The 24,631-nt window shown below is 67.9% G+C and carries 29 protein-coding genes; 15 read left to right on the top strand and 14 right to left on the bottom strand.

What is annotated here, in order from left to right:
• The coding region (locus G7043_RS45195) for a transposase family protein (RefSeq protein ID WP_166052433.1) at positions 1 to 167 on the top strand (167 nt) is incomplete at its 5' end.
• Positions 168 to 248: 81 nt separating this feature from the next.
• Here the strand turns inward: G7043_RS45195 and G7043_RS45190 are convergent.
• Together G7043_RS45190 and G7043_RS45185 are read right to left on the bottom strand one after the other, a co-directional pair.
• The gene (locus G7043_RS45190; RefSeq protein ID WP_313888410.1) at positions 249 to 1,694 is read right to left on the bottom strand and encodes an aldehyde dehydrogenase family protein; all 1,446 of its coding nucleotides are present in this window, start codon (positions 1,692 to 1,694) and stop codon (positions 249 to 251) included.
• Between the two features lie 29 nt (positions 1,695 to 1,723).
• Positions 1,724 to 2,485: an IclR family transcriptional regulator gene (locus G7043_RS45185; protein WP_166055494.1), complete on the bottom strand. Its 762-nt coding sequence runs from the start codon at positions 2,483 to 2,485 to the stop codon at positions 1,724 to 1,726.
• A 61-nt stretch (positions 2,486 to 2,546) separates the two neighbouring features.
• On the opposite strand from G7043_RS45185, the gene G7043_RS45180 reads away from it, so the two are divergent.
• From G7043_RS45180 to G7043_RS45160, 5 genes are read left to right on the top strand one after another with little or no spacing between them, the layout of a single operon-like run.
• Positions 2,547 to 4,946 (top strand): ATP-binding protein, encoded by a 2,400-nt coding sequence (locus tag G7043_RS45180; RefSeq protein ID WP_166055492.1) that lies wholly within the window; start codon positions 2,547 to 2,549, stop codon positions 4,944 to 4,946.
• Complete coding sequence (locus tag G7043_RS45175; RefSeq protein WP_166055490.1) at positions 4,943 to 5,677, top strand: phosphotransferase; 735 nt, start codon at positions 4,943 to 4,945, stop codon at positions 5,675 to 5,677. Before G7043_RS45180 ends, G7043_RS45175 begins: the two co-directional genes overlap by 4 nt.
• Before the next feature lie 34 nt (positions 5,678 to 5,711).
• Positions 5,712 to 5,864: a hypothetical protein gene (locus G7043_RS45170; protein ID WP_166055488.1), complete on the top strand. Its 153-nt coding sequence runs from the start codon at positions 5,712 to 5,714 to the stop codon at positions 5,862 to 5,864.
• Between the two features lie 16 nt (positions 5,865 to 5,880).
• Positions 5,881 to 6,072 carry a hypothetical protein gene (locus G7043_RS45165; RefSeq protein ID WP_166055485.1) on the top strand — a complete coding sequence of 64 codons (192 nt, stop codon included), beginning with the start codon at positions 5,881 to 5,883 and terminating at the stop codon, positions 6,070 to 6,072.
• A gap of 22 nt (positions 6,073 to 6,094) precedes the next feature.
• Positions 6,095 to 7,090, top strand: a complete 996-nt coding sequence (locus tag G7043_RS45160) for a YdcF family protein (RefSeq protein ID WP_166055484.1) — start codon at positions 6,095 to 6,097, stop codon at positions 7,088 to 7,090.
• Here G7043_RS45160 and G7043_RS45155 read toward each other — a convergent pair.
• From G7043_RS45155 to G7043_RS45145, 3 genes are read right to left on the bottom strand one after another with little or no spacing between them, the layout of a single operon-like run.
• Positions 7,087 to 7,752: a glycosyltransferase family 2 protein gene (locus tag G7043_RS45155; protein ID WP_166055482.1), complete on the bottom strand. Its 666-nt coding sequence runs from the start codon at positions 7,750 to 7,752 to the stop codon at positions 7,087 to 7,089. The two genes, G7043_RS45160 and G7043_RS45155, sit on opposite strands and share 4 nt — an antisense overlap.
• A gap of 47 nt (positions 7,753 to 7,799) precedes the next feature.
• On the bottom strand, positions 7,800 to 8,330 hold the full coding sequence (locus G7043_RS45150; RefSeq protein WP_242643378.1) for a DUF305 domain-containing protein: 531 nt from the start codon (positions 8,328 to 8,330) through the stop codon (positions 7,800 to 7,802).
• A 52-nt stretch (positions 8,331 to 8,382) separates the two neighbouring features.
• On the bottom strand, positions 8,383 to 8,709 hold the full coding sequence (locus G7043_RS45145) for a hypothetical protein (RefSeq protein ID WP_166055480.1): 327 nt from the start codon (positions 8,707 to 8,709) through the stop codon (positions 8,383 to 8,385).
• Positions 8,710 to 8,787: 78 nt separating this feature from the next.
• Between G7043_RS45145 and G7043_RS45140 the strand changes: the two genes are divergently transcribed.
• On the top strand, positions 8,788 to 9,243 hold the full coding sequence (locus G7043_RS45140; RefSeq protein WP_166055478.1) for a DUF4396 domain-containing protein: 456 nt from the start codon (positions 8,788 to 8,790) through the stop codon (positions 9,241 to 9,243).
• Positions 9,244 to 9,247: 4 nt separating this feature from the next.
• On the opposite strand, the gene G7043_RS45135 is transcribed toward G7043_RS45140, so the two are convergent.
• On the bottom strand, positions 9,248 to 9,694 hold the full coding sequence (locus G7043_RS45135) for a hypothetical protein (protein WP_166055476.1): 447 nt from the start codon (positions 9,692 to 9,694) through the stop codon (positions 9,248 to 9,250).
• Between the two features lie 181 nt (positions 9,695 to 9,875).
• Between G7043_RS45135 and G7043_RS45130 the strand changes: the two genes are divergently transcribed.
• Complete coding sequence (locus tag G7043_RS45130; RefSeq protein ID WP_313888409.1) at positions 9,876 to 12,131, top strand: glycosyl hydrolase family 18 protein; 2,256 nt, start codon at positions 9,876 to 9,878, stop codon at positions 12,129 to 12,131.
• 64 nt (positions 12,132 to 12,195) lie between these two features.
• Here the strand turns inward: G7043_RS45130 and G7043_RS45125 are convergent, their stop codons facing one another.
• On the bottom strand, positions 12,196 to 12,894 hold the full coding sequence (locus G7043_RS45125) for an NPP1 family protein (protein WP_242643377.1): 699 nt from the start codon (positions 12,892 to 12,894) through the stop codon (positions 12,196 to 12,198).
• Positions 12,895 to 13,194: 300 nt separating this feature from the next.
• Between G7043_RS45125 and G7043_RS45120 the strand changes: the two genes are divergently transcribed.
• Positions 13,195 to 13,629 carry a helix-turn-helix transcriptional regulator gene (locus tag G7043_RS45120; RefSeq protein WP_390829694.1) on the top strand — a complete coding sequence of 145 codons (435 nt, stop codon included), beginning with the start codon at positions 13,195 to 13,197 and terminating at the stop codon, positions 13,627 to 13,629.
• A gap of 10 nt (positions 13,630 to 13,639) precedes the next feature.
• On the top strand, positions 13,640 to 14,062 hold the full coding sequence (locus G7043_RS45115; RefSeq protein ID WP_166055472.1) for a VOC family protein: 423 nt from the start codon (positions 13,640 to 13,642) through the stop codon (positions 14,060 to 14,062).
• On the opposite strand, the gene G7043_RS45110 is transcribed toward G7043_RS45115, so the two are convergent.
• Both G7043_RS45110 and G7043_RS45105 read right to left on the bottom strand, forming a co-directional pair.
• Positions 14,049 to 14,798 (bottom strand): MBL fold metallo-hydrolase, encoded by a 750-nt coding sequence (locus G7043_RS45110; RefSeq protein ID WP_166055470.1) that lies wholly within the window; start codon positions 14,796 to 14,798, stop codon positions 14,049 to 14,051. The genes G7043_RS45115 and G7043_RS45110 overlap by 14 nt on opposite strands.
• 35 nt (positions 14,799 to 14,833) lie before the next feature.
• A complete protein-coding gene (locus tag G7043_RS45105) occupies positions 14,834 to 16,069 on the bottom strand; it encodes an ABC transporter substrate-binding protein (protein ID WP_166055468.1) in 1,236 nt (411 codons plus the stop codon).
• 150 nt (positions 16,070 to 16,219) lie between these two features.
• Here G7043_RS45105 and G7043_RS45100 point away from each other — a divergent pair, with 150 nt between their 5' ends.
• From G7043_RS45100 to G7043_RS50485, 4 genes are all read left to right on the top strand, one after another.
• Positions 16,220 to 17,479 (top strand): sensor histidine kinase, encoded by a 1,260-nt coding sequence (locus G7043_RS45100; protein ID WP_313888408.1) that lies wholly within the window; start codon positions 16,220 to 16,222, stop codon positions 17,477 to 17,479.
• The gene (locus tag G7043_RS45095) at positions 17,476 to 18,123 is read left to right on the top strand and encodes a response regulator (RefSeq protein ID WP_166055466.1); all 648 of its coding nucleotides are present in this window, start codon (positions 17,476 to 17,478) and stop codon (positions 18,121 to 18,123) included. The genes G7043_RS45100 and G7043_RS45095 overlap by 4 nt, the downstream gene beginning before the upstream one ends.
• A 248-nt stretch (positions 18,124 to 18,371) precedes the next feature.
• On the top strand, positions 18,372 to 19,532 hold the full coding sequence (locus G7043_RS45090; protein WP_166055464.1) for an HNH endonuclease signature motif containing protein: 1,161 nt from the start codon (positions 18,372 to 18,374) through the stop codon (positions 19,530 to 19,532).
• 302 nt (positions 19,533 to 19,834) lie between these two features.
• Positions 19,835 to 20,269 (top strand): transposase, encoded by a 435-nt coding sequence (locus tag G7043_RS50485; RefSeq protein ID WP_390829689.1) that lies wholly within the window; start codon positions 19,835 to 19,837, stop codon positions 20,267 to 20,269.
• On the opposite strand, the gene G7043_RS45085 is transcribed toward G7043_RS50485, so the two are convergent.
• From G7043_RS45085 to G7043_RS45075, 3 genes are read right to left on the bottom strand one after another with little or no spacing between them, the layout of a single operon-like run.
• Positions 20,241 to 20,642: a nuclear transport factor 2 family protein gene (locus tag G7043_RS45085; RefSeq protein WP_166055462.1), complete on the bottom strand. Its 402-nt coding sequence runs from the start codon at positions 20,640 to 20,642 to the stop codon at positions 20,241 to 20,243. The genes G7043_RS50485 and G7043_RS45085 overlap by 29 nt on opposite strands.
• Entirely contained in the window at positions 20,639 to 21,364 is a 726-nt protein-coding gene (locus tag G7043_RS45080; protein WP_166055460.1) for a TetR/AcrR family transcriptional regulator, read from the bottom strand. The genes G7043_RS45085 and G7043_RS45080 overlap by 4 nt, the downstream gene beginning before the upstream one ends.
• 18 nt (positions 21,365 to 21,382) lie before the next feature.
• Positions 21,383 to 22,138: an SDR family oxidoreductase gene (locus tag G7043_RS45075; protein WP_166055458.1), complete on the bottom strand. Its 756-nt coding sequence runs from the start codon at positions 22,136 to 22,138 to the stop codon at positions 21,383 to 21,385.
• Positions 22,139 to 22,350: 212 nt separating this feature from the next.
• Here G7043_RS45075 and G7043_RS45070 point away from each other — a divergent pair, with 212 nt between their 5' ends.
• Positions 22,351 to 22,896: a hypothetical protein gene (locus G7043_RS45070; RefSeq protein ID WP_166055456.1), complete on the top strand. Its 546-nt coding sequence runs from the start codon at positions 22,351 to 22,353 to the stop codon at positions 22,894 to 22,896.
• Here G7043_RS45070 and G7043_RS45065 read toward each other — a convergent pair.
• Together G7043_RS45065 and G7043_RS45060 are read right to left on the bottom strand one after the other, a co-directional pair.
• Positions 22,846 to 23,697 carry an alpha/beta fold hydrolase gene (locus tag G7043_RS45065; RefSeq protein ID WP_166055454.1) on the bottom strand — a complete coding sequence of 284 codons (852 nt, stop codon included), beginning with the start codon at positions 23,695 to 23,697 and terminating at the stop codon, positions 22,846 to 22,848. The two genes, G7043_RS45070 and G7043_RS45065, sit on opposite strands and share 51 nt — an antisense overlap.
• Positions 23,698 to 24,624 (bottom strand): sigma-70 family RNA polymerase sigma factor, encoded by a 927-nt coding sequence (locus G7043_RS45060; protein ID WP_166055452.1) that lies wholly within the window; start codon positions 24,622 to 24,624, stop codon positions 23,698 to 23,700.
• Positions 24,625 to 24,631: the final 7 nt, after the last annotated feature.

Genomic DNA, 24,631 nt, shown 5'->3' with positions numbered 1-24,631 from the left:
GCAGGCCACCGGCCTTCGACCCCGACCTCTACAAGCTGCGCAACGTGGTCGAGCGCTGTTTCAGCCGCCTCAAGCAGTTTCGTGGCCTGGCCACCAGGTTCGCGAAACGAGCCGCCTACCATCGCGCCGAGATCGTCCTCGCCTGCATCGTCCTCCACCTCAGGTGAAGATCCGCAGGACACGCCCTAGAGGGGAGGTGGCCGTGGCGGCGCTGCCACGGCCACCGGGTTCGGGGGAGCGTCCGGTTCCTAGAGCGGGAAGTGGCCGTGGCCTCCTGCCACGGTGACCCAGCGGGTCGCGGAGAAGGCTTCCAGGCCCCAGCGGCCGCCGAAGCGGCCGTAGCCGCTGGCCTTCACGCCACCGAACGGTGCCTGCGGCTCGTCGTCGACGGTCTGGTTGCCGACGTGGACGATGCCGGTGCGGATGCGTTGCGCGAGGGCGAAGCCGCGGCGGGAGTCCTCGGTGAGGATGCCCGCGGTGAGCCCGTGGTCGGTGTCGTTCGCGATGGCCACGGCCTCGTCGTCGTCGGCGACGGTGACGATGACGACGGCCGGGCCGAAGATCTCCTCCTGGAAGATCCGCATCCGCGGGGTGACGCCGTCCAGGACGGTCGCTTTCCCGTCGCCGCCCGCCCGGACCTGGGCGCCCTCGCTGACCGCCTCGGCGACGAGTGCCGCCACGCGGTCGGCGGCGCGCTGGCTGATGACCGGGCCGATGGCGGTGCCGGGGTCGGCGGGGTCGCCGTGCGGCAGCGAACCGACCTTGGCGGCGAACTTGGCGGTGAACTCCTCGGCCACCGACTGGTGCACCAGGATGCGGTCGGCCGACATGCAGATCTGGCCCGCGTTGAAGAACGCGCTGAACGTCGCCGCGCTCACCGCGTGGTCGAGGTCGGCGTCGTCGAGGACCAGCAGCGAGTTCTTGCCGCCGAGCTCCAGCACGGCGGGCTTGAGGTGTTGCGCGGCAAGGGTTCCGACGATCCGACCGACCTCGGTCGAGCCGGTGAAGTTCACCGCCTGCACGCGGGTGTCGGTGATCAACGCCCGCGCGATCTCGGCGGCGTCCTCGGGGGCGTTCGTCACGACGTTGAGCACGCCCGCCGGCAACCCGGCCTCGTGCAGCACGTCGGCGATGAGCAGCCCGGCGGCGATCGGCGCGTCCTCGCTCGGCTTGAGCACCACCGTGTTGCCGGCGGCGAGCGGCGCGGCGACGGCCCGCGTGCTGAGGATGACCGGGGCGTTCCACGGCGCGAACGCCGCGATGACGCCCAGTGGTTCCCGCACCGCGAGCGACAGCTGGCCCGGCGTCTCCGTGGTCAGCACCTCGCCGACGGGCTGGGTGACCGCTGCGGCCGCCTCGCGCAGCATGTTCGCCGCCAGCATGACGTTGAACCCGGCCCAGCCGCCGACGCCGCCGACCTCACCAGCCATCAGGCTGATGACCTCGGGCGTCCTCGCCTCCAGGGCGTCCGCCGCCTTGAGCAGAATTCCGCGGCGCTGCGACGGCGACGTCGCCGACCAGCTCGCGAAGGCCTCCTGCGCCGCGTCGACGGCGCGCGTGACGTCCGCGACGCCGGCGGCGGCGACAACGGCGTAGACCTCACCCGTGTACGGGTTGAGGTCATCGGTGGTGCGGCCGTCCAGCGCGGATACGCTTTCGCCGCCGATGAATAGCTGACGCTTTTCTGTTGCCACGGTTGAAGATTCAAGCTTCGTGACCGGAATCATCCAAGTCCGGCTTCCGGTGGGTGGAAACCCGGCTCCAACGTCCGGCCGATGCCCCGCGCCGCCACCTGCAACGCCGCCACCAGCCGCGCCCGCACGTTGCGCAGGTCCGGCACCACGATCCCCAGCGCCGCCACCACCTGCCCGTCCACCTCGACCGGCACTCCCACGCTGCACGCCCCGAGCGTCATCTCCTCGAACGTCTGCGCGTACCCGTCCCGCCTGATCCGGTGCAGCTGCGCCCGCATCCGTCCCGGCTCGGTGACCGTGTAGGCCGTGATGCGCGTCAGCCCGTGTTGCAGCACCTCCTCCTGCACCTCCGCCGGCGCGTGCGCGAGCAACACCTTGCCCACCCCGGTCGAGTGCAACGGCAACCTGCTGCCCGTGGAACTCACGATCGGCACCGACGCATGCCCCGACACGCGGTCGAGGTACAACACCTCGGTTCCCTCGCGCACGGCCAGGTGCACCACCGCCCGCGTCGCGGCGTGGATGTCGTGCAGGAACGGCTCCGCGACCCGGCTCAGGTCCACCTCGCCCGCCGCGAGCAGCCCGAGTCGCCAGATCCGCCGCCCGATGACGTACTCCCCGGACTCCAGCCGCCGCACCGCGCCCCACGCCGTGAGCTCGGCCAGCAACCGGTGCGCGGTGCTGACCGGCAGCCCGCTGCGCCGCGCGATGCCGCTGAGCGTCTGGCGGCGGTGGCGGGCGTCGAAGGTGCCGAGCAGTGACAGCAGCTTCGAGGAGACGGTGGCGGCCATCCCCGAATTCTGCCCGTTGTGGCTCGGCGGGCCAGTCCTATTGGGATCTAGTATCGGGACGGTGGCCGGAACACAAGAGGGAAAACTTCGTGCGCTGCACCGGGCACTCGCCGCGCACCCCAATCAGCCGGTGCTGTTCGCCGACCTGATCAGGGAGGTCTGGGGCGATCAGCCACCCGCCGGCCCGCTCCCGGCGTTGCGCACGCTGATCAAGCGCCTCCGCCGCTCCGTTCCGGACGAGATCGTCACCGACGCGTCCGGCTACCGTCTCAAGGTCCGCACCCCTGGACCGTGTCAGCTACCCGCGGACCTGCCGGACTTCGTGGGCCGCGAGCAGGAGCTGGAACGCCTCGAACGGCAAGAGGGCGTCATCGCGATCACCGGTCCGCCGGGCGTGGGCAAGACGGCGCTGGCCGTGCGGCTCGCGCATCGGCTGCGGGAGCGGTACTTCGACGGGCAGCTGTACGTGAACCTGCGCGCGTTCGCGTCTGGACCGCCGGTCACCCCGGAACAGGCGTTGAGCGGGTTCCTCAAGGCGTTGGGCGTGCCGCAGGCGGCGATTCCGGCGACTCTCGACGCGCAGGTCGAGCTGTACAAGAAGAAGCTCGACGGCAAACGGGTGCTGGTCGTGCTCGACAACGCCGTCGAGGACGTGATCGAGCCGCTGTTGCCGAACCAGGAGGGGTGCCTCGCGATCCTCACCAGCCGGCACGACCTGCCCGGTCAGCTGCGGCTCGACGTGCTCGGGGACGACGCCGCGCACGAACTGCTGACCAGCATGCGTGTCGGAGGCACGGCTGACGAACGCAAGGAGCTCGTACGGCTGTGCGCGCATCTACCGCTCGCGTTGCGCATCGCGGGGGCCAACGCGGTGCACGGGCACATCGAGGACTACCTCGACGAGTTGCGCGGCGACCGGCTGGACGTGCTGGAGATCGACGGTGACACGGCTGTGCGGGCCACGTTCGAGCTGTCCTACCGGGCGCTGACCAGCGAGGCGAAACGCGTGTTCCGGCTGCTCGGCCTGCCGCCGGGCGCGGACATCGGGCTGGAGGCGGCCACGGCGCTCGCCGGGCGTGACCCTGAACCCCAGCTGGACGAGCTGGTCACGGCCGGGCTCGTGGACCACGTCGGCGTTCGCTATCAGCTGCACGACCTCATCAGGCTGTTCGCCGCCGACGCCGCGGACGACGACGATCAGGCCGGGTTGCTCGCCATGTACGCGTGGTACCTGAGGACCGCGCACAACGCGGTGTTGCAGATCGTGCCCGAGACCAGCCTGGTGACCGAACCCGACCTGGACGGGCCCAGCCTCGCGTTCGCGGACCGGGACGAGGCGGGGGCCTGGCTGGAGGAGGAGCACTCCAACCTGGTCGCGGCCGTGGTCGCCGCACCGTCGCCGTACGCGCAGCAGCTCGCCGACGCGCTGCGGATCTACCTGCACATCGGGCGGTTCGAGATCGACAAGGCGGTCGTGTTCCGCGCCGGACTGCGGACCGCGCGGGCGGCGGGCGACCTGGCCGGGCAGGGTGCCGCGCTGTACGGCCTGGGCATGTCCGCGTGGACCCGCGGCGAGTACCGCGACGCGCTCGACCACTACGCCGAAGCGCTGAAGTTCGCGCCGACGCCGTTCGCGGTGGCGTCGCTGAGGAACGCGTGCGGGATCGTGTACGCGGAGATGGGCGAGACCAGGCAGGCCGACGAGTGCTTCGAGGAGTCCCTGCGGATCCGCCGGGAGATCGGCGACGAGCGCGGGATCGGCAGCGTGTTGATGAACCTCGGCATCTCCAGCGGTACCCGCGGTGACCTGCGCAGGGCGGCCGAGTACATGGCCGAGGGCAAGGACAGGAGCATCCGGCTCGGGCTGTACAACCAGGCCGCGATCGCCCTCGACAACCTCTCGGTGGCCTACTTCGAGCTGGGCGAGCTGGACAAGGCCCTGGCCACGAGCCTCGAATCGGTCCAGATGCACACCAGCCAGGACCAGCAACGAGCGCTGGCCAACGCCCTGGCCAGCCTCGCGCGCATCCACGCCGAACGCGGTGAGATCGCGGAAGGGCTGGCGGCCGCGCACAAGTGCTTCGAGGTCGCCCGCGAGGCAGAGCACCCCAAGGCGCGCATCGACTGCCTGGTCGCCATGGCCGTCCTGGAACCGGAGAAGGCGGCGGACCACGCGGGGGACGCCGTCGAGCTCGGTCGCAAGATCGGCTACGGGCCCGGCGTGATCACCGCGTCGATCCTGCTCGCCCAGGCCACGGCGTCGGTGGAGCTGATCGACGAAGTGCTCACCACGATCCACGAGACCGACAGCATGATGGACCACTCCCGCGCGTTGCTGGTTCGCGCGCGCATCACCCGTTCCATTGACACGGCACGAGAAGCGCTGGCGTCGGCGGAGCAGCGCAGCCAGGCGAAAGTCGCTTCGGACGCACGATCGTTCCTGGTAACACTGGGCGCGTGACGTACCTCGGTGAAGGCTGGGACAGCACGGCGGAGCTGGTCGACGGATGGGTGGAACGGCGGCCGCGCCGTCCGGAGATCGGTCCGCAGCTGCTGCGCGAGTCGGTGGTGATGCCCTGGCTCGCACCGCTGCTGCCGTTGCCCGTGCCGGTTCCCGTTGTCGTGTCACAGGAACCGGTCGTGGTGCGGCACGAACTGGTGCCCGGAGCGGAATCGCGGACGTTGAACGCGGTGCAGGGCCGGCAGCTGGGGGAGTTCCTGCTAGCGTTGCACGCGGTGCCGGTCGCGGAGGCACTGCGGCGAGGCGTCGGGCGGAGGCCGTTGCCGGTCGACCGCTTCCGCGCCGAGGTGCGGGTGCCCGGCGCCGAGGAGCTGCTGGCCAAGCTCGACGGGTTGCCGGCCGACACGCTCGTGCACGGCGACCTCGGCCCGGAACACGTGCTGGGCCACGACGGCGTGCTGACCGGCGTGATCGACTTCGGTGACCTGCACGTCGGCGACGCGGCGATCGACCTGGCGTGGGCGCTGCACTCCACACCGCCCGAGTTCACCACCGCGTTCGTGGACGCATACGGCGTGACGGACGCGCTGCGCGAGCGGGCGTTGACCTGGCACCAGCTCGGGCCGTGGCACGAAGTGCTGTACGGCAATGACATCGGTGATCAGGCGGTGGTGGAGGAAGGGCTGAACGGAGTGCGTGAGCGGCTCGGAATCGGGGTAATCCCGATGTGAAAGCCACTCGTGTCAGCTCCTGTCAGGAGGAGAAATGCCCTGGGTTCGCCGGCACCGCCGCAGCGCTCCGTACAGCTGGTTCCGCACCACCACGGTCCGCAGCCACTACCGCAGGCCGGCCGGTGGGTTCCTGATCCCGATCCTGGTCGCCGTCGCGGTCATCGTGCTGCTCATCGCGTTGTTCTGAGGGTAGTGTCGGGGGCATGGGACAGTTGGGCGAGTTGTTCCCCGGCCGCAAACTCCGCACCGAGGCGACGGATTCCGGCACCGGTGAGGACTACGAGGAGACCGGACCCCTCGACCTCACCGCCGGCGCGGTGCGGTTGAGGCCGCGTCCGAAACCGGCCCCGGAACCCGCTGCCGAACCAGTTCCCGAACCCGGCAGCACGGAGTGATCACCGGTACTACCCTTGGCCGGTGTTCGCCGCCCTGTTGTTCCTGATCCCCGCCACGTTCTTCGTCTACGGGATGCTGCGCGACCGGCGCAGGCTGAGCAACGCGATCTGGCTCGGCATCGCACTGGTGATGCTGCTGCTGTTGCTGGCGGAGGCCGGCCGGGACAACCCGGTGCTGAGCCTGCCGCTCCTGCTGGCGTTCGTGCTGGCCGTGGTGGGCCTGCTGCTGCTCCCGCTCGCGTTGCTGGCCAACGGTTTGGTGATGGTTCGCCGCGAGGGCCGGTCGCTGGGCAACCTGGTGTCGTTGCTCGCCGGTCTGGCGTTGCTCGGCGAGATGGTCTACTTCGCGTGGGGGATCAGCCAGCCCAACGACTGGATCCGCGGCACCGCGATCGGCCTGTTCCTGATGTCGGCCTACATCGCCTTCCTGTTCGTGAGCCTGTTGCTGTACTCGGTGATCTACGGCCGCACCGGGCGCCGGCACGGGTTCGACGGCATCGTCGTGCTCGGCGCGGGGTTGATCGGCTCGCGGGTGCCGCCGCTGCTCGCGTCGCGCCTCGACCGCGCGCTGCGGCTGTACCGGCGCGACCAGGCGGCGGGACGGTCACCCGTGATCGTCGTGTCGGGTGGACGAGGTGCTGACGAGGACGTCTCCGAGGCGTTCGCGATGCGGCAGTACCTGCTCGAACGCGACGTGCCGGACGCGGACGTGGTGCTGGAGGACCAGGCCACCACGACCGAGGAGAACCTCCGCTACAGCAAGGCTTTGCTGGCCGAACGCGGGCACACCGGCCGGGTCGTCGCGGTGACCAACAACTACCACGTGTTCCGCACCGCCGTGCTGTCGCGCAAGACAGGTCTACGGCTGCAGGTCATCGGCGCGCCGACGGCCTGGTACTTCGTGCCGAGCGCGTTCCTGCGGGAGTTCGTGGCGCTGCTGGTCCGCAACCCGGTCGTGCACGGCCTGGCGTGCGCGCTGCTGATGGCGGGCGGACTGGCGTTGACCCAGATCGGTTAGTCGGTCGGGAAGATCCAGGACGGCCGGCCCCACTTCGCGATGAACGACTGTGCGTCCACTTCGGTCTGTGCGTTGAGCACCGGGCTCCCGTACGTGGATGCGTTGCTGTACAGGTGTTCCACGGTGACGCCACCGACCCTGACCGTGCCGCCGGCCGCCTGGGCCCGCCACTCCAGGTCGTCGTCGCCGTACCACCAGCGGAACCGTTCGTCCGCGCGCAGGTTCGCCTGTCCGTCGACCACGAACGCGTACCCGGTCATCCGGTGGGGTTTCAGCACCGGGCCCTGCTCGGTGTTGTGCCAGTCGGGGTTGTCGCCGGACCGGTCCGGATAGGCGATCGCGGCACCGTACCGGTCCAGCGCGTCGGTCATCGCGTCCAGGAAACCCGGTGGCAGCACCAGGTCGTCGTTCAGGACGGCTACCGCGTACTTCTCACCGGCGGCCTGCTCGTGCGCCCAGTCCAGGCCGATGTTCCACAACCGGCTGATGTTCGGCGGCTGCTCCTCGTCCCGGACGACCTGGGCGGCGACGCCGGCCACCGGCGGGGTGCTCGCGTTGTCGATGACCAGGATCCGCTCGGGCGGGAGATCGAGGCTCGAAATGGTCTGCCGCAGCTCGGCCGGGCGGTCGTGGGTGGGGATGACCGCGAACGTGAGCTTCATGGTCGCCATGATGGCACGGGGCCGGGCGAGCCCGGCCCCGTGCTTCGTCACATGGTGCGCAGGAGGTCCTTCATCTCGGTGATCTCCTTTTGCTGACCGTCGATGACGGCTTGCGCGAGCTTCTTGGCGTTGTCGTCCTTGCCCTGTTCAAGCTCGGTCTTCGCCATCGCCACGGCACCCTCGTGGTGCTTGATCATCAGGTCGAGCCAGAGGCGGTCGAACTCGGTGCCGCTGGACTTCTCCAGCTTCGCCATCTCGTCCTGGCTCATCATCCCGGACATGTCGTGGCCCTCGTGGTCGTTCTTCGGAGCGGCACCCCACTGCTTGAGCCACTCGTTCATCTGCGTGATCTCCGGGGCCTGCGCCTTCTCGATGCGCTCGGCGATGCCGCGGACCTGGTCGGTGCTGCTGCGGGACGGCACGAGCTTCGCCATCTCCAGCGCCTGTTCGTGGTGCGGGATCATCTGCTGCGCGAACGCGACGTCTGCTTTGAGATCAGGGGTCGCCGGAGTCTCGGTGCTGCCGCAGGCACTCAAGATGAGCATGCCGACGACAGCCCCGATGAGGGACTTCTTCAAGGGTTTCTTCTTCTCTCTGCGTTTGTGGACAGTGCTGAGTGGACTGACGAACTCAGTTCCGCAGCACGCAGAGAGTCGTGAGGAGTGCTCTTCCGCCCGGTGGCGGACGTTGCGGAGTGCTCAGCGGCGTTTCGCTCAGGTGCGCCACGAGCTGGGGGAGTGCCGTCCGGACGAGGAACCACGCCGTGACCGCCACGGCGACCGCGGCCAGCACCGCGAGGCACAGGTGCAGCAGGTCGTGTTCGTGCGGGTCCTGTTGTTCCTGGCTCATCGTGTGCCCGGTGTGCGGAGTTTCCGCTGCCGCGACGTGGTGCATCCCGACGACGGCGAAGACGAGCGCGCACAGCAACACCCACTGGGTGAACCGGCGCTTCGTCACGCGACCCACGATACCCGGCTCGCTTGATACTCATACCCCCTAGGGGTATGGTCTGGTCGAACCTTGAAGGAGGACGAGATGGACCACGCTCCCGCAAGCCTGACCAGGCAGGCGATCTCCGCGACGCTGCACTGCCTCACCGGCTGCGCGATCGGCGAGGTGCTCGGCATGGTCATCGGTACGGCGCTGGGCTGGGGAAACCTCGCCACGATCGTGCTGGCCGTGGTGCTCGCGTTCGTGTTCGGCTACTCGCTCACCATTCGCCCGGTGCTCAAGTCGGGTCTCGCGTTCAAGGCGGCCGTGGGCGTGGCGCTGGCCGCGGACACGGTGTCGATCGCGGTGATGGAGGTCGTCGACAACGCCGTGATGCTGCTGGTGCCGGGTGCCATGGAGGCGGGCCTCGCGAGCTGGCTGTTCTGGGTGGCGCTGGCGTTCTCGCTGGCCGTGGCGTTCGTGGTGACGGTGCCGGTGAACCGCTGGATGATCGGGCGCGGCAAGGGCCACGCGGTCGTCCACCAGCACCACCACCACTGACCGGTCAGGCCCGGACGAACCGCATCACCCAGTTCTTCTCCCACGTGTCGCCGCCGTCGTAGGAGAACTGCTGTTCCCAGACGGGGTCGTCGCCGGCGATCCAGTCGAACCGCACCTTCACCGCCTGCCCGCCGACCACGTCGTCACCGAAGAACACCCCGTGCCCGTCGGTGAACCGGCCCTCCAGCGGTGGGTCGAGCTTGCCGGGAGCGCGGCTCGACGCCCACCAGATGCGCCAGACGTCGTCGGCGGGGTCGTACTGCCGCAGGGTCATGCCCTCCCAGTCGGCGGCGCGGAGCAGCTCGATGTTCGCTCCGCCGCCCAGCGCCGGCCTGGCTTCGGTCTCCGCCTCGAACTCGACCCACTCCGTGCCCCGTCCGGGGATGTCGGTGATCTTGCGGTTGAGCACGCGCCAGTGTCCGTGGAAGAAGTCGAAATCGTTCTCACTCATGGAACGGACGCTAAACCGGCATCACTGACAGGGAATGTCAGTGATCGACTATTGACCTAAAGGTCTGGACCATTTTACCGTTCCCGGCAGTGGCCGCCGCCCTAGCCAGGAGGTCCTTGTCTTGCGCCTGCTCGCCAGAGTGGTCCCGGTGTTAGCCCTGCTAGCCGGGACCCTGATAGCCGTGACCAACGCACCGACCGCCGCCGCGGCCCACGAGGACTGCCGGCCGGACGGGCTGTACAAGACGCCGGGCGTCGAGTCGCCCTACTGCACCGTGTACGACACCGCGGGCCGCGAGAACCTCGGTTCGGCCAAGTCCCGCCGCGTGATCGGGTACTTCACCAGCTGGCGCACCGGCAAGAACAACCAGCCGGGCTACCTCGCCAAGGACGTCCCCTGGACCAAGGTCACGCACCTGAACTACGCGTTCGCGCACATCGACGCTCAGAACAGGATCTCCGTCGGTGCCAACAACGCGAACAACTCGTCGATCGGCATGGAGTGGCCGGGCGTCGCGGGTGCCGAGATGGACCCGTCGCTGCCCTACAAGGGACACTTCAACCAGCTGACGAAGTTCAAGAAGCAGTACCCGAACGTCAAGACGCTGATCTCGGTCGGCGGCTGGGCGGAGACCGGTGGCTTCTTCAACGCCGACGGCACGCGCAACGCGTCCGGCGGCTTCTACAAGCTGGGGCAGAACCAGGCCGCGATCGACACGTTCGCGGACAGCGTCGTCGCGTTCCTGCGCCAGTACGGCTTCAACGGCGCGGACATCGACTACGAGTACGCGACGTCGAACAACCACGCGGGCAACCCCGACGACTTCTGGATCTCCAACGCCAACCGCGGCACGCTGTGGGCCGGCTACCAGGCGATCATGAAGACGCTGCGGGAGAAGCTCGACCGCGCCGGTGCCGCTGACGGCAAGCACTACCTGCTGACCGCCGCCGTGCCCGCCTCGGGCTGGCTGTTGCGCGGTCAGGAGGCGTACCAGGTCGTCAAGTACCTCGACTACCTGAACGTCATGAGCTACGACCTGCACGGTTCGTGGAACCACTTCGTCGGCCCGAACGCGGCTCTCTACGACGACGGCAAGGACGGTGAGCTGTCCGCCGGTGGCGTGTACACGGCGCCGCAGTACGAGGGCATGGGGTACCTCAACACCGACTGGGCGTACCACTACTACCGCGGTGCCATGCAGGCCGGCCGCATCAACATCGGGGTGCCGTTCTACTCGCGCGGCTGGCAGGGCGTCACCGGTGGCACGAACGGGTTGTGGGGCAAGGCGGCGCTGCCGGACCAGTCGAAGTGTCCGCCCGGCACCGGTTCGTCGGTCGGCTCGACCACGCCGTGCGGCAACGGCGCGACCGGCATCGACAACATCTGGCACGACGTCACCGCCGGTGGCGCCGAGGTGCCGTCCGGCGTGAACCCGTTGTGGCACACGAAGAACCTCGAAGCCAAGGTCACCGGTTCGTACTCCGCGCAGTACGGCCTCGACCCGGTCAACGACCCGACGGACCGCCTGACCGGCACGTACACGCCGTACTACGACTCGACGCTGAAGTCGCCGTGGCTGTGGAACAACGACAAGAAGGTGTTCCTCTCCACCGAGACCGAGCAGTCGATCGCGGAGAAGGCCAAGTACGTGCGGGACAAGGGGCTCGGCGGCATCATGATCTGGGAGCTCGCCGGCGACTACAGGTACGACTCCGTCAAGAAGGAGTACTTCATCGGCGACACGCTGCTGTCGACCATCAACACCGGCCTCAACGGCGCCGCGCCCTACGGTGCCGCGAAGGCCGCCACCCAGCAGACCCAGTCGCTGGCGGTCGACGTGGACGTGCACGGCTTCGCGCTGGGTGACAACAACTACCCGATCACGCCGAAGATCAAGTTCACCAACCGTTCCACCGTCACCGTCCCCGGTGGCACGAAGATCGCGTTCGACTACGGCACCAGCGCGCCCGGCAGCATGGCCGACCAGTCCGGGTTCGGGCTCAAGGTCGTGACGAAGGGCCACAGCGGTGCCAACGTGGGCGGCCTGAAGGGCGACTTCCAGAAGGCGGAGCTCACGCTGCCGTCGTGGCAGTCGCTCGCTCCGGGCGCGTCGATCGAGCTGACGGTCAGCTACCAGCTGCCGATCTCGACGCCGTCGAACTTCGTGTTCACGTTCGGCGGTCAGTCCTACGCCATCTCGGCCGACTACCCGCGCATCGGCGGCGATACCCCGCCGACGACCACCTCCACCACCACGACGACCACGTCGAACCCGCCGGCTTGTTCGCTGCCCGCGTGGGAGAGCGGCAAGGTCTACACCGGTGGCAACGAGGTGTCGCACAAGGGGCGCAAGTGGAAGGCCCAGTGGTGGACGCAGAACGAGGAACCCGGCACCACGGGTGAGTGGGGCGTCTGGCGCGACCAGGGCGCTTGCTGAGGTGACGTCGTGAGTGGTTTCCGTCGTGCGGAAACCACTCACGACTGTTTCCTCGCGCGCGAAATCAGGGCTGGAACGGAATGCCGGAAGGCTTGGCCCTGGACAGCTCGGTCGGCCACCTGCTGTCCTGCAGCGGGAAGTTGGCGTCACCCCACGAGGAACTGTTCAGCGTGTCCCGCAGCGACGGTGCGAGGTTCTCCCAGCTGAGCAGGGCGGGCTCGTCCCAGCCGCCGTCCGGCCACGCCTCCGGCCGTTCGCCGGCGTCCGCGAAACGCATGACGTGCGTGCTGGCGCCGTCCTTGTGGTAAACGACCCCGGGCCGGACGCCGGTCTTCGCCGGAACATTGCCCCACGCCCTGGTCTCGTACTGGCCGTGCCGGGACACCGACACGTAACCGGGGGTCGGCTGATTCTCCGGAACCCACACCACGACGCCTTCCCAGTCGTGGCGGTGCGACGTGGGCGTGCAGTTGTCGCAGCTCATGTCCTTCTCGAAGTACAGGGCGTAGGAAATGGCGCACCAGCCGTTGTTGCACTTGGCTCGCGAGTAGGTGTTGGCATTGCCGAGGTGGCCGCTGCGGCACTGACCGGTGACCGCCCCGCTGTCGTCGAGGCCGCCGTTGAGCCTTCCGCTGCTGTCGATGGCCGCGACGGGCAGGCAGCCGTCGCTGTCGTAGTCGAACAACGGCTGGAAAGTACGCTGGAACGAAGTCGCGTTCGCGGGCAGCGGGGTCAGGACGGCGGCTGAAGCGCTGTTCGTCATTCCGGCTACCACCACGAATGCCGTGCTGCCGACGAAAAATGATTTGGCCAGGCGGGAAGTGAGTGTTTTCGCAGGGGGCATGCTTGTGCTCTCCGGTCGTTCGGGTCCGCAAAAGTTTCCGGCAGGGTAGGTCGGAGCCTAGTGAGCGAAAACGTTTCGGGCACCCCTGTGTTCGAAGTCGAAATCGCCAATCAAAGACAATTTGCGCGTGAACTCCACCGGTCTTTTCGAGATTGTGCTGGACGTTGCGCGTGGCGATCGTGTACCGGTTCGGCAGGTGCGGGGCTTAGGCTGTACGACGTGAACGCCCAGGACCCGCGCCTGCAGGAACTGCTCCTGCTCCGCAAGGTGCGCGACAGGATCGACCGCGAGTACCGCGAACCGCTCGACGTCGCGGCGCTGGCTCGTGGCGTGCACCTATCAGCCGGTCACCTGAGCCGCGCTTTCCGGGCGGCGTTCGGCGAGTCGCCCTACAGCTACCTGATGACCCGCCGCATCGAGCGGGCCATGACCCTGCTGCGGCGCGGCGACATGTCCGTCACCGACGTCTGCTTCGAGGTCGGCTGCACCTCGCTCGGCACGTTCAGCACCCGTTTCTCCGAGCTGGTCGGCATGTCGCCGAGCCAGTACAGGAAGGTCGCCGCCACCGACGGCCAGGGCATTCCGAACTGCCTGGCCAAAGCCGTGATGCGGCCGATCAGGAATCGAGAAGCGGCGACCGGTCCGTCCGATTAGGTTGATCGCCATGTCAGTCATCATCGCCGCGGCGTTCCTGCCCGCAGACGACCCAGAGAAGTCCCTCGGCTTCTTCCGCGACGCGCTCGGCTTCGAGGTTCGCCAGGACGTCGGTCAGGGCACCATGCGCTGGATCACCGTGGGCCCGCCCGATCAGCCGGAGACCGGCATCGTGCTGCACCCGCCCGCCGCCGACCCCGGCGTGAGCGACGAGGAACGCCGCACGATCGCCGTCCTGATGGCGAAGGGCGTCTACACGGCCCTTTCGCTCGCCTCCAAGGACTTGCAGGGCACGTTCGACCGTGCGCGGGCGTGGGTCGAGGAAACGGGCGCGGGTGAGGTGTTGCAGGAGCCCGAGGACCAGCCGTGGGGTGTGCGCGACTGCTCGTTCCGCGACCCGGCCGGCAACCTGGTCCGCATCAACCAACGGTGAACGTGGTGCCCGGCGTCGCGTAGTCGACCTCGCCCCCGTACCGGGCCGAGGCGCGGGTGACCGCTTCCTGAGGGGTCAGGAAGCGGCCCACGTGCGTGATGATCAACCTGCCCGCGCCCGCCGATGTCGCGGTGTCGCCCGCGTCCTCCGGCGTGTGGTGCGCCATGTCCGGCGTCTTCACCGCGCTCTCTGCCTCGCACAGCAGCACGTCGGTGCCGCTGGCCAGTTCGGTGAGGCTCCGGCACGGGGTGGTGTCGCCGGAGTACGTCAGCGACGTGCCCGCGTCGACCCGCACGGCGAACGCGGGGATGCCGTGCTCGACGGCTCGCGTCGTCAGCCGCAGCGAGCCGACCTCCGCCTCGTGGCCGTCGTGGAGTTCGGTGATCGCGAACGCCGACTCGACCGGGCTGCGCTGCGGGCCGTTGGTGAGGAAGCCCGCGAGCCGGTCGGCGATGCCCGGAGGACCGTACAGCGGGACCGGATCGCGCTCGATGTCCGCGTACAGCAGGGCGTAGTAGGCGGTGAGCAGGTCCGCGCTGTGGTCGGCGTGCAGGTGCGAGATCCAGATCGCGTCCAGGTCCTCGAGCCGGGTGTGGCGCTGGAGCGGACCGAGCGTGCCGGTGCCCGCGTCCATCCACACCCGTGTGTCGTTGTGCGACACCAGGTAGCCCGAACAGGGGTTGTCCGTGCTCGGGTACGGCGTCGCGCAGCCGAGCACGGTCAGGCTCAGTCCCATTCGCCGACTCTAGTGGTGTGGATCGCACCACTAGATCAACGGGCGCGGGTGCCCTTGAGCTTCACGAGCTCCGACTCGTGGAGGTTCTCCTCGACCTTCAGCGTGCCGGGCACCCCCGCGTCCGGACGGCTCATGTACGACTCGGTCGCGGACGGCCGGCCCACCAGCGAGAACCGCAGCTCACCGGTGAGGCTCTTGGCCTTGATCGCGTTGGTGTCGTGGAACGCGCGCAGCACGCCGTCGCGGGACAGGTCGTTCTTGGCACAGGCCTTTTCCAGCACCGCCACGAACGCCATCGCGACCGTGTAGCCGTGCACGGTGTTCAGCGTGCCTTCCTCGCCGGGGTAGCGCTGGTGGTAGACGTCGCGCAGCTCGCGGACGCCCTCCGCGTCGGCACTCCACGGCGCGACCGGCGAGGTGAGCAGGACCTGCTTGGCGAACACCGGGGCGACCGGGGACTGCATGATCGCCGGGTCGTAGCTCACGGCGCTGGACAGGATCGGCACGGTCCAGCCGAGCTGGGCGGCGATGCCCACCGCGGCCGCGGTCTGCGGCGGGGTCAGGCTCAGGACCAGCACCTTGGCGTTGGCGGCCTTCAGGGCGGTGATCTGGGTGAGGAGGTTCGCCGTCGTCTCGGTGACGGCCTGCTCGGAGATGTTCAGGCCCCAGCTCTCCGCGGCGAACCGGCTGCCCTCCAGGGCGTTGTCGCCGAAGCTGCCACGCAGGTGCAGATGGCCGACGGTGTCGCCCTCCGCGAGGAGGCCCTTGCGCTTGTAGAAGTCGAGGCCGTTGAGGATGTCGAGGTCGTAGGTGGTGCCGACGATCATCATGTGCGGGTTGCCGAGCAGGGAGGCGGCCCACGACACGGGCACGGTCAGCGCGCGGGTCTGCATCAGGTCGGGCTCGATGGCCGCGGTCATCGGCTGGCCGAGCACCTCGATGAAACCCATCACCTGGGGTTCGAGCTCGAAATAGCCGTCGAGGGCCTTCTGCACGTCGTAGGCGTGGTCCTTCTGCTTCAACTCGACGCGGCGGCCGCACACTCCGCCGCGTTTGTTGACGTCGTCCAGATAGAGCTCGTAGCCGCGGATGCGGGAAACCGCACTCCCTTTGAACGGGCCCGTCAAGTCGGTCAGCACGCCGAGCGAAATCGAATCGGGGGCGACGCCGGGTCCGGTGCGAACAGTCGAGGTCGACTCGTCACCTGACCCGCAGGCGGTGAGCGCGCCGGTCAGCACGGCGGCGGACAGAAATAGGTGACGAATGGACATTTCACGACCTTGTCGCGGGGAAGTTACTCGCTGGTAGCCAAAAGTATTGGGGAACAGGTGCTGGTCAGTCCAACTTTGTGGCCGGAAACACCCTTCGAGGCGAATAACTTCGATTACCGATGGAAAAGGCCTGCCGGGTACCGTGATCAGGTGGAAGAGCCCGAGTGGACCGAGTGGCGGCGGCCCGGCCCGACGTCCGCGCAACGGCGGCGCGACATCGGCATCGCGGTGATCGTGCTGCTCTGCGCGGTCGAGGTCACCGTCCTGGTCAACAGCATCGGCGGTTACGTCTTCAAGGACCCGCCGACACTGCCCGTGCAACTGGCGTGGACGGTCGCGTTGTGCGCGCCCCTGGTCGTGCGCCGCCGCTACCCGCTGGCCGTCATGCTGGTGGTGTCCGCGCTTTTCATCGCGGCGCAAGCGAACAGGTCCGCCGACACGCTGGTGCCGTCCGGCATCCTCTTCCTCGCGATCTTCACGGCCGGCGCCTGGGAGCAGAACCGCGTCGTCGCCCGCTGGTCCCGCATCGGCGTCATCGTCGCGATGTTCCTGTGGCTCGGCTTCAGCCTCGTGCGGGCGCTGCTCGGTCCGAAGGGGGATTTCGAGAAGGCCGCCGGGCCGCTGGACCCGGTGCTCGCCTCCGTCCTCTACGGACTGGAGTTCAACATCTTCTTCTTCCTGTTCGCCTACGTGGTGGGGGAGATGGCGTGGTCGAGCGCCCGGCGTCAGGCGCAGCTGGAGTTCCGGGCCGAGGAACTGCGGCTCTCGCAGGAACGGAACACCGCCGGCGCCATCGCCGCCGAACGCCTGCGCATCGCCCGCGACCTGCACGACGTGGTGGCGCATCACGTGTCCGTGATGGGCATCCAGGCAGGTGCCGCGCGCCGGGTCCTGGACTCCGATCCCGCGATGGCGCGCGACGTGCTGCAAACCGTGGAGCAGACCGCGCGCACCGCGATCAACGAACTGCGCGGCCTGCTCGGGGTGCTGCGCGCGGGTACTCAGGAGGACCTGCGTTCGGCACCCGGTCTCGATGATCTGCCGGAACTCTTCGACAACGCACGCGCCGCGGGCCTGGAGGTCTCACACGGCGTGTACGGCTCGCCTCGAGAGGTGTCGTCCGGCGTGGCGTTGTCCGCGTATCGCGTCGTGCAGGAAGCGCTGACGAACGTGGTCAAGCACGCGGACGCGCAACACGTCGACGTCCGAATGCGTTTCCTGGACAGCGCTCTCGAAGTGGAGATCTCCGACGACGGCCGCGGCCGAGGCGCGCCCGGTGCCGGGTTCGGTCTCGTGGGCATGCGCGAACGCGTGGCGGTGCACGGCGGTTCGCTGGAGGCGGGACCACGGCGTGACGCGGGCTATCTGGTCCGTGTGTCGTTGCCTACGGCTTCGGAGGAGAAGGCGTGAGTTTGCGAGTCGTGCTGGCCGACGACCAGGACCTGGTTCGCGCAGGCTTCCGCGTCATCCTCGGTACCGAACCCGGCATCGAGGTGGTCGGCGAGGCGGGTGACGGCGCCCAGGCCGTCGAGTTGGTGGCGTCGCTGCGGCCGGACGTCGTGTTGATGGACGTCCAGATGCCGCGCATGGACGGCCTCGAAGCCACCCGGCGGATCCTTTCCGCCGGTAACGGCACCCGAGTGGTCATCCTGACGACCTTCGACCGCGAGGACTACCTGTTCGAGGCGCTGCAGGCGGGTGCGAGTGGGTTCCTGTTGAAGAACGCGTCGCCGGAGGACCTCGTCGAGTCCGTGCGGGTGGTGGCGCGGGGGGACGCTTTGTTGTCGCCTGAGGTGACTCGGCGGGTGATCGCTCGGTTCAGCACTGCCGGGAAGGAACGGACTCGGCCGGCCTCGTTGACCGATCGGGAGTTCGAGGTGCTGGTCGAGTTGGCCAAGGGGGCTTCCAACGCGGAGATCGCTGCGGTGTTGTTCTTGGGGGAGACGACTGTTAAGACGCATGTTTCTCGGGTGTTGGCGAAGCTCGGGTTGCGGGATCGGACTCATGCTGTGGTGTTTGCTTATGAGCAGGGGATTGTTACGCCTGGGGGATGAGTTGGCTTGAGGGCACGCCTTGCCGCGACCCGACACATGCCCTCCTTCGTCGGGCGTGTGTCGGAACGAATTTCTGTGGTGTTGTTTCGTAGGTGGTTGCGGGGCGTGGTCTATTTGCGTTTACGCGTGCGGGTGCGTAGGTGGTTTCTAGTGGTTGCGTGTCGTAGAGAGAGAAAAGACGTACGAGCTATACGGTGGCATGTCTGAGCTGCGGGTTCACCTTATCGGGTGGCTGGTTTTGGTCATTTTTGTTTTGGATCAAGAATAGAATTGGGGGTATGGAAGCGGTCGAGGTTCTCGATGCTCTGGCTTATCACGAGAGAGAAATTGCCTATCATCAGGCGCAGTCGTTGCGTGTGCTTGCCGACTATGCGATCGCGTGTGAGGGGGAGGAGTTCTTCGACGCCGAGATCGCGGCGGCCATGCGGTGGACGTCTCGGTGGACCACCGATCAGGTCGCCCTGGCTCTTGATCTTGCCTCCAAGCTGCCGAACACGTTGGACGCTTTGGAGAAGGGCGAGATCGATCTGTACAAGGCCCGGGTCCTGCATGACAAGACGGTGCCGCTGTCGGCCGATCTCGCGGCCGAGGTGGAGGAGCGGGTGCTGGGCAGGGCGTCGGAGCAGACCGGTGCGCAGATGCGGCAGTTCACCAATCGTGTGGTGATGCGGGTGGATCCGGAGGGGCACAAGGAGCGGGCGGAGGAGCGCAAGAAGCAGCGGTGTACCGGGATTGACGCCCTGGAGGAGGACATGGCGCGGTTCTGGGCTTATCTGCCCGCGCATCTCGCGACCGCGTGCTACGCGCGTGTCGATGCCATTGCCCGCCAGAGCAAGACGCCGACCGATTCCCGGACCCTCGACCAGGTGCGTGCCGACGTGGTCGCCGATCTGATCCTGGCCACGCCGGACAAGACGAGTGCGGTCAAGGTGGAGCTGTACGTCGCGGTGTCCGCGGCCACGTTGATGGGGTTGTCCGAGCAGCCCGGCGAGCTGGCCGGGTATGGGCCGATCACCGCTGACCTGGCTCGTGAGCTGGCTGGGGACTCCACCTGGCGCCGTCTGCTCACCGATCCGGTGACGGGGGAGGCGCTGGAGTTCGGTACCAGCACGTACCGGCCGCCCGCCGCGCTGCGCCGGTTCGTGTGGATGCGGGATCGGACCTGCCGGTTTCCCGGTTGCATGCGCCCGTCGCACCAGTCGGATCTCGACCATACGGTGCCGTTTCCGCTGGGGTCGACCTCGGCCGACAACCTGGGTGCGTTCTGCCGCAGGCATCATCGCGTGAAGCACCGCACGGCCTGGCAGGTCAGTCAGCCGAAGCCGGGCCGGTTCTGCTTCCGCAGCCCGGCCGGAAAGACCTACCAACGAGACCCGGAACCAGTGCTCGGTGACCCGCCACCGTTCTAATGGCTCGTCGCAGATCGTTGACCCGGTAATCGATCTTCCAGGCTGACCGGCAGGCTGGTCCCGCAGGTCGAGTGCGGGAGGTGGTTGTGGCTCGTCGGCCGAGCGTGTTCGTCACCTCGTTGATGCAGATCAGCGAGGACTACGTGTGAGCAGATCCGCCAGCGGATCTGCCTGATCGCCAGGACGTCGCCCGCCGACTGGGGCATCACCGCGAGACCATCCGCCGCATCCTGCGCGAAGCCGGCATCTCCTGGCAGACCACCACCTGGAAAGCCTCGCCTGACCCGGACTTCATCCCCGAAATGCAGCGGATACTCGATCTCTACGATCACCCGCCCGCTGACGGACGGGTGATCTGCGTGGACGAGTTCGGACCACTGAACCTGTTACCCCGCAAAGGAAAAGCCTGGCGTCCACAGGCCAAGCCGAAACGCCTGCGAGCGACGTATCACCGCAACGCCGACGTCCGCACGTGGTGCGCGGACAACCAGATCGAGCTGATCTACCTACCGACTTGCGGCTCCTGGCTGAACTGGATCGAGGCCGAGTTCGTCGCTCTGCGCCACTTCTCCCTGGGCGGTACCGATCACCGCAGCCCACGCCGAGCAGAACGCCGCCATCGGCGCCTACATCCGCTGGCACAACGCCCGAGCCGAGCCCAACCGCCTGGGGCATGCAGGCATTGCGTCCAGAAACAACCGGCCTGCGTCAGGGCGCGGCCAACGGAAGGTCCATGATGCCGGTGGCTTGCGACCAGACACAACGCCACGTGCCGTCCGCATTGGTGTAGACGTCGGTGTGCCAGGCCTCGTGCCGCGGGATGTCCGCGCCGTGAACGGTGAGTTCGATGACGCACCGGTAGCGCAGAACGACGACGTCGGTGCCGACGATGGCGTCCACGTCGCCGGTCAGCGCCAGTTCCCGGTAGGTGAGCCGCCCGGTGGTGAGGAGATCCAGGTATTCGGTCTTCGTCCACACGGTGCCGGTCGGGTTGCACAACCGGTACTCCGCGGCGTGCAAGCGGTCGAAGGTGCCGCGATCCACGTCGAGGAGACATCGGATCCGATTCTGCTCAGCCTTGATCACTTGGCTGGCCACGTCGTCGGTCATACCTGCTCCTGCCCCTGTTGGTGCTGTCCGTAGCGGGTGACCATGAGGGTGACGGCTTCGTCCACGACGGTGGTGTCCATGGGACCGGGCGGGATGAAGTCGGGCTGCACCAGTTGTGGCCACAGGAGCTGGCCGCCGATCATGCCCAGGAACTGCTGGGCCACCTCCGCCGCCGTCAGGTCCTGGCCGTCAGCCGAGTGGAACTGCAGCGTGCCGGCCTCGGCCTCGGCGTCCAGATAGGTGCGAAGCCGCTCGAAGAACGGGCCGCGGTCGATGGCGAAGCCGGTGCCGACGCTGTCCGCCAGTTCCGGCAGGCGCGGGAGTTCGGTGATGACCAGACGGCACAGGGCCGCGGTGCCCGGCCGCCCGATCAGGCAGGCGTAGTCCCGGCCGATCCGGGTGAGCCCGTCCTGGGGATCACCCGGCCCGGGCGGTTCCTCGTACTGCACGTCCAGCTGCCACTGCTGGGCCGCTACAGCCTGGAACAGGGCCGATTTGGACGGGTACCGCTTGAACAGGGTGCCGGTGGAGACGCCCGCCTTCTTGGCGATCTGCGCGAGCGAGGTCCGGTCATAGCCCTGCTCCAGGAACAGATCCCGCGCAGCGCACATGATGCGCTCGAGGTTCTCGGCCTTGACCCGCTCGTGGTAGCCGGCCTTCCCCTTCTCAGCACAGAGAGCGGCGTCGGTCTCCACCCCTGCTCCCTTCACGTCCCCGGTCATGCCCGGGATTTTTCCACGTCAGAGAATCGTCTGACCTCCGTCCAGCACCAGGTCCTGGCCGACGGTGAACGCGGAGCTGTCGGACGCGAGGTAGACCACGGCTTCCGCGATCTCCTCGGCCTTGCCCATGCGTCCCAGCGGAATGCCGGAACTGATCCCGTCCAGCACCGCGGCCTGCTGCGCCGGATCCTCGATCCCGAGCTTGGAGTAGAGCGGCGTGTCCACCGGTCCCGGACTGATCGCGTTGAAACGGATGCCGTGCGAGGCCAACAAGTCCGCGTTCCACGACCGCATCAGCGAACTGACGGCCGCCTTCGTGGCGGCGTAGGCGTTCGAATATCCGTAGCCGCCGTGCGCGCTGTTGGAGGCGTTCAGGATCACCGACGACGGCTTGGCCAGGATTGGCAGGAGGGCCTGGGTGAGGAAGAAGACGCTCTTGACGTTGATGTCGAAGAGACGGTCGAAGCTCTCCTCCGTGTGGTCCTCGAAAGGCCGCCAGTCCGAGACGCCGGCGTTGAGGAACGCCACGTCCAACTGTCCGAAGTGATCACGCACCTGGTCCGCCAGAGCACGCTGCGCCGCAAGATCGCGTGCGTCCGCCCGCACCACCGGCACGTCCGCGCCCAAGATCTGCCGCGCGTTCTCGATGCTGCCCGGAGTGACCCCCGTGACCAGCACACGAGCGCCCTCCGCGACGAAACGCCGCGCGGTCTCCAGACCGATTCCACTCGTGCCGCCGGTGATGAGGGCACGCTTGCCCGCAAGACGATTCATCGCTGCCTGATTCCCTCTGAGCCATGGTGAGTCGATCGACTCACCATTCGAACGTAGCCCCTCCCGCCGCGAGAGGCAAGTCGGTGCACTTACCTCTCGCGGGGAGTGCGTACGCAATCTGACGTACGCGAGATCAGAGTGTGAGCGGACGATGCGGGCGCTCGGGGTCGCGAGAGTAAGACGCGACACCACGAGAGAAGGAGTGCACCGCGATGACTACCACCCGCAAGCTCAGCGGCCGCGCCCGCAAGGCCGTGCTGCTCGTGCACGTCCTGTCGGCGGCGGCGTGGCTCGGCATCGACCTCGCACTGGGGATCCTGGTCGTGGTCGCACTGTCCACTTCGGACGTCCACACCGCGGGCGTCGCGATCCAGGCGATCGACCTGTTCGCGATCTGGCCGATGTTCTGGGCCAGCATCGTCTGCATGATCTCCGGCGTCGTGCTCGGCGTCGGCAGCAAGTACGGGCTCGTGAAGTACTGGTGGGTCGCCATCAAGCTGTTCATGAACATCGGCATGTCACTGCTGATCGCGTTCTCGCTGCGGCCCGGCGTGGCCGAGGTGGCGCGGATCGGCGAGCGGATGCTGGCAGGTGACCCGACAGCGGTGATCCCGTCCGACATCATGCATCCGGTCGTGGTCGCGCCGACGTTGTTGCTGTTCGCCTACATCCTGTCCGTGTTCAAGCCGTGGGGCCGGATTCGCAAGTCAGCCCAGCCAGTCAAGCGCGAGCGCCGCGACCTCGTCGGGGCGGTCTAGCTGCAGGAAGTGCCCGGCGCCCGCCACGATCTCGACCCGCGAACCAGGGGCGAGACCCGTGGCGGCGTCGGCGTAGTTGTCCGGCGTGACACACCCGTCCTCGGCACCGGCCAGCACCAGCATCGGGACCTGCGCCGGCTGCTCGGAGAGCTTCGCCAGCTCAGCCAGCGCGGGATCGTGCAGCGACCGGTCGAAGTTCGCCCGGTACAGCTTCAACGCGTTGGCTCGCAGCATCGGATCCGCGTACATCTCCCGGACGTACTCCGGCATCCCGAGAAGGCCGGGCGACCAGGTGCGCCACAGGTAGTCGATCAACCTGTCGTTCAACAGGCTCTCGGCGACGCCGGGCACTTGGAACATGAACAGGTAGAAGAACCGTTGCTGCTGTGCGGGATCGTCGAAGATCCGGCGCAACGCCGCGGGCGGCGGCACGGACATCGTCACGACCCGGCGCACCAGGTCCGGCCGGATCGCCGCGAGCCGCCCGGCCACTCCGGCACCGATGTCGTGGCCGATCACGTCCAGCGGTTCGTCGGACAACGCCGCGTTGACGGCGGCGGCGTCGGCCGCCAGCGTGAGGCCGTCACCGAACGGCAGCTGGTCGAACGTCGACGGGTGATGCCCGCGCAGGAACGGCACGACAACCCGGCGGCCGGCAGCGACCAGCCGTTCGGCGAGTGGGCCGAACGACGCCGGATGGTCCGGAAAGCCGTGCCAGCACACGACTGTCGGCCCGTCACCCGCGGCCAGTGCGGGGAAGTCCAGGCGGTCGGTGCGGATGACGATCTCGTCGAAGTTCATTCAGAAGTCCACTCGCATCCCGGTCTGGTTCGGCGAACCGAAGATCGGCAGCAGCTCGTTGACGTTCAGGAACGTCGTGCTGCCCGTGACAAGGCCATCGCGCACATCGATGAACACCAGGCCGAACGGCTGGTCCATCCCCGGCCGCAGCTGCCAGTACGCGGGCGAGGCGTTGGCCTGAACCGGCACCAGCCAAGCACCCTTGCAGGAGGCGTTGGGGTCACTCAGAGCCGCGGCAAGAGCGTCACGTCCCCGCAACCACCAGCTGAACGGCGGCATCGACATCGTCGCGTCCTCGTGCAGCAACGCCACGAGAGTCCCCACGTCGTGCCGTTCGAACGCCTCGCAGTACCGGCTGAGCAGCGACTTCTGCACAGGATCATCAACGTCCAACGGCTCGCCGGGATCGACGGTCTGCAAGGTCGACCGTGCCCGTTGCAGCGCCGAGTTGCCAGAGGCGACCGAGATGTCCAGCAGCGTGGCGACCTCGGAAGCCTTCCACGCCAGCACATCGCGCAGGATCAGCACGGCACGTTGGCGAGGCGGCAGGTGTTGCAGAGCGGCGACGAACGCCAGCCGCACGGTCTCCTTGCGGATCGCCTGGTCCTCGGGCAAAACCCGGGAGTCGGGCACGGGCTGCACGAAGACGCGTTCGGGCAACGGTTCGCCGAACTCCCCACCGGGCGGCTGGAGGTCCACGGCCAGAGCGCGGCGCTGGGCCGACCGCAGCATGTCGATGCAGATGTTCGTGGCGATGCGGTAGAGCCAGGTCCGCACCGAAGCACGCGACGGGTCGAAGCTGTCGTAGGCCTTCCACGCGCGCACGAGGGTTTCCTGCACGGCGTCCTCGGCCTCGAAACCGGAGCCGAGCATGCGGTAGCAGTAGCCGGTCAGCTCGATCCGGAACGGCTCCAGCGTCTCGATCACGCAACGG

It is taken from the genome of Lentzea alba, from assembly GCF_011067745.1.
Taxonomy (GTDB): Bacteria; Actinomycetota; Actinomycetes; order Mycobacteriales; family Pseudonocardiaceae; genus Lentzea; species Lentzea alba.
Note: the sequence above shows the minus strand (reverse complement) of the source record. Positions and strands in the feature narration are given on the sequence as shown.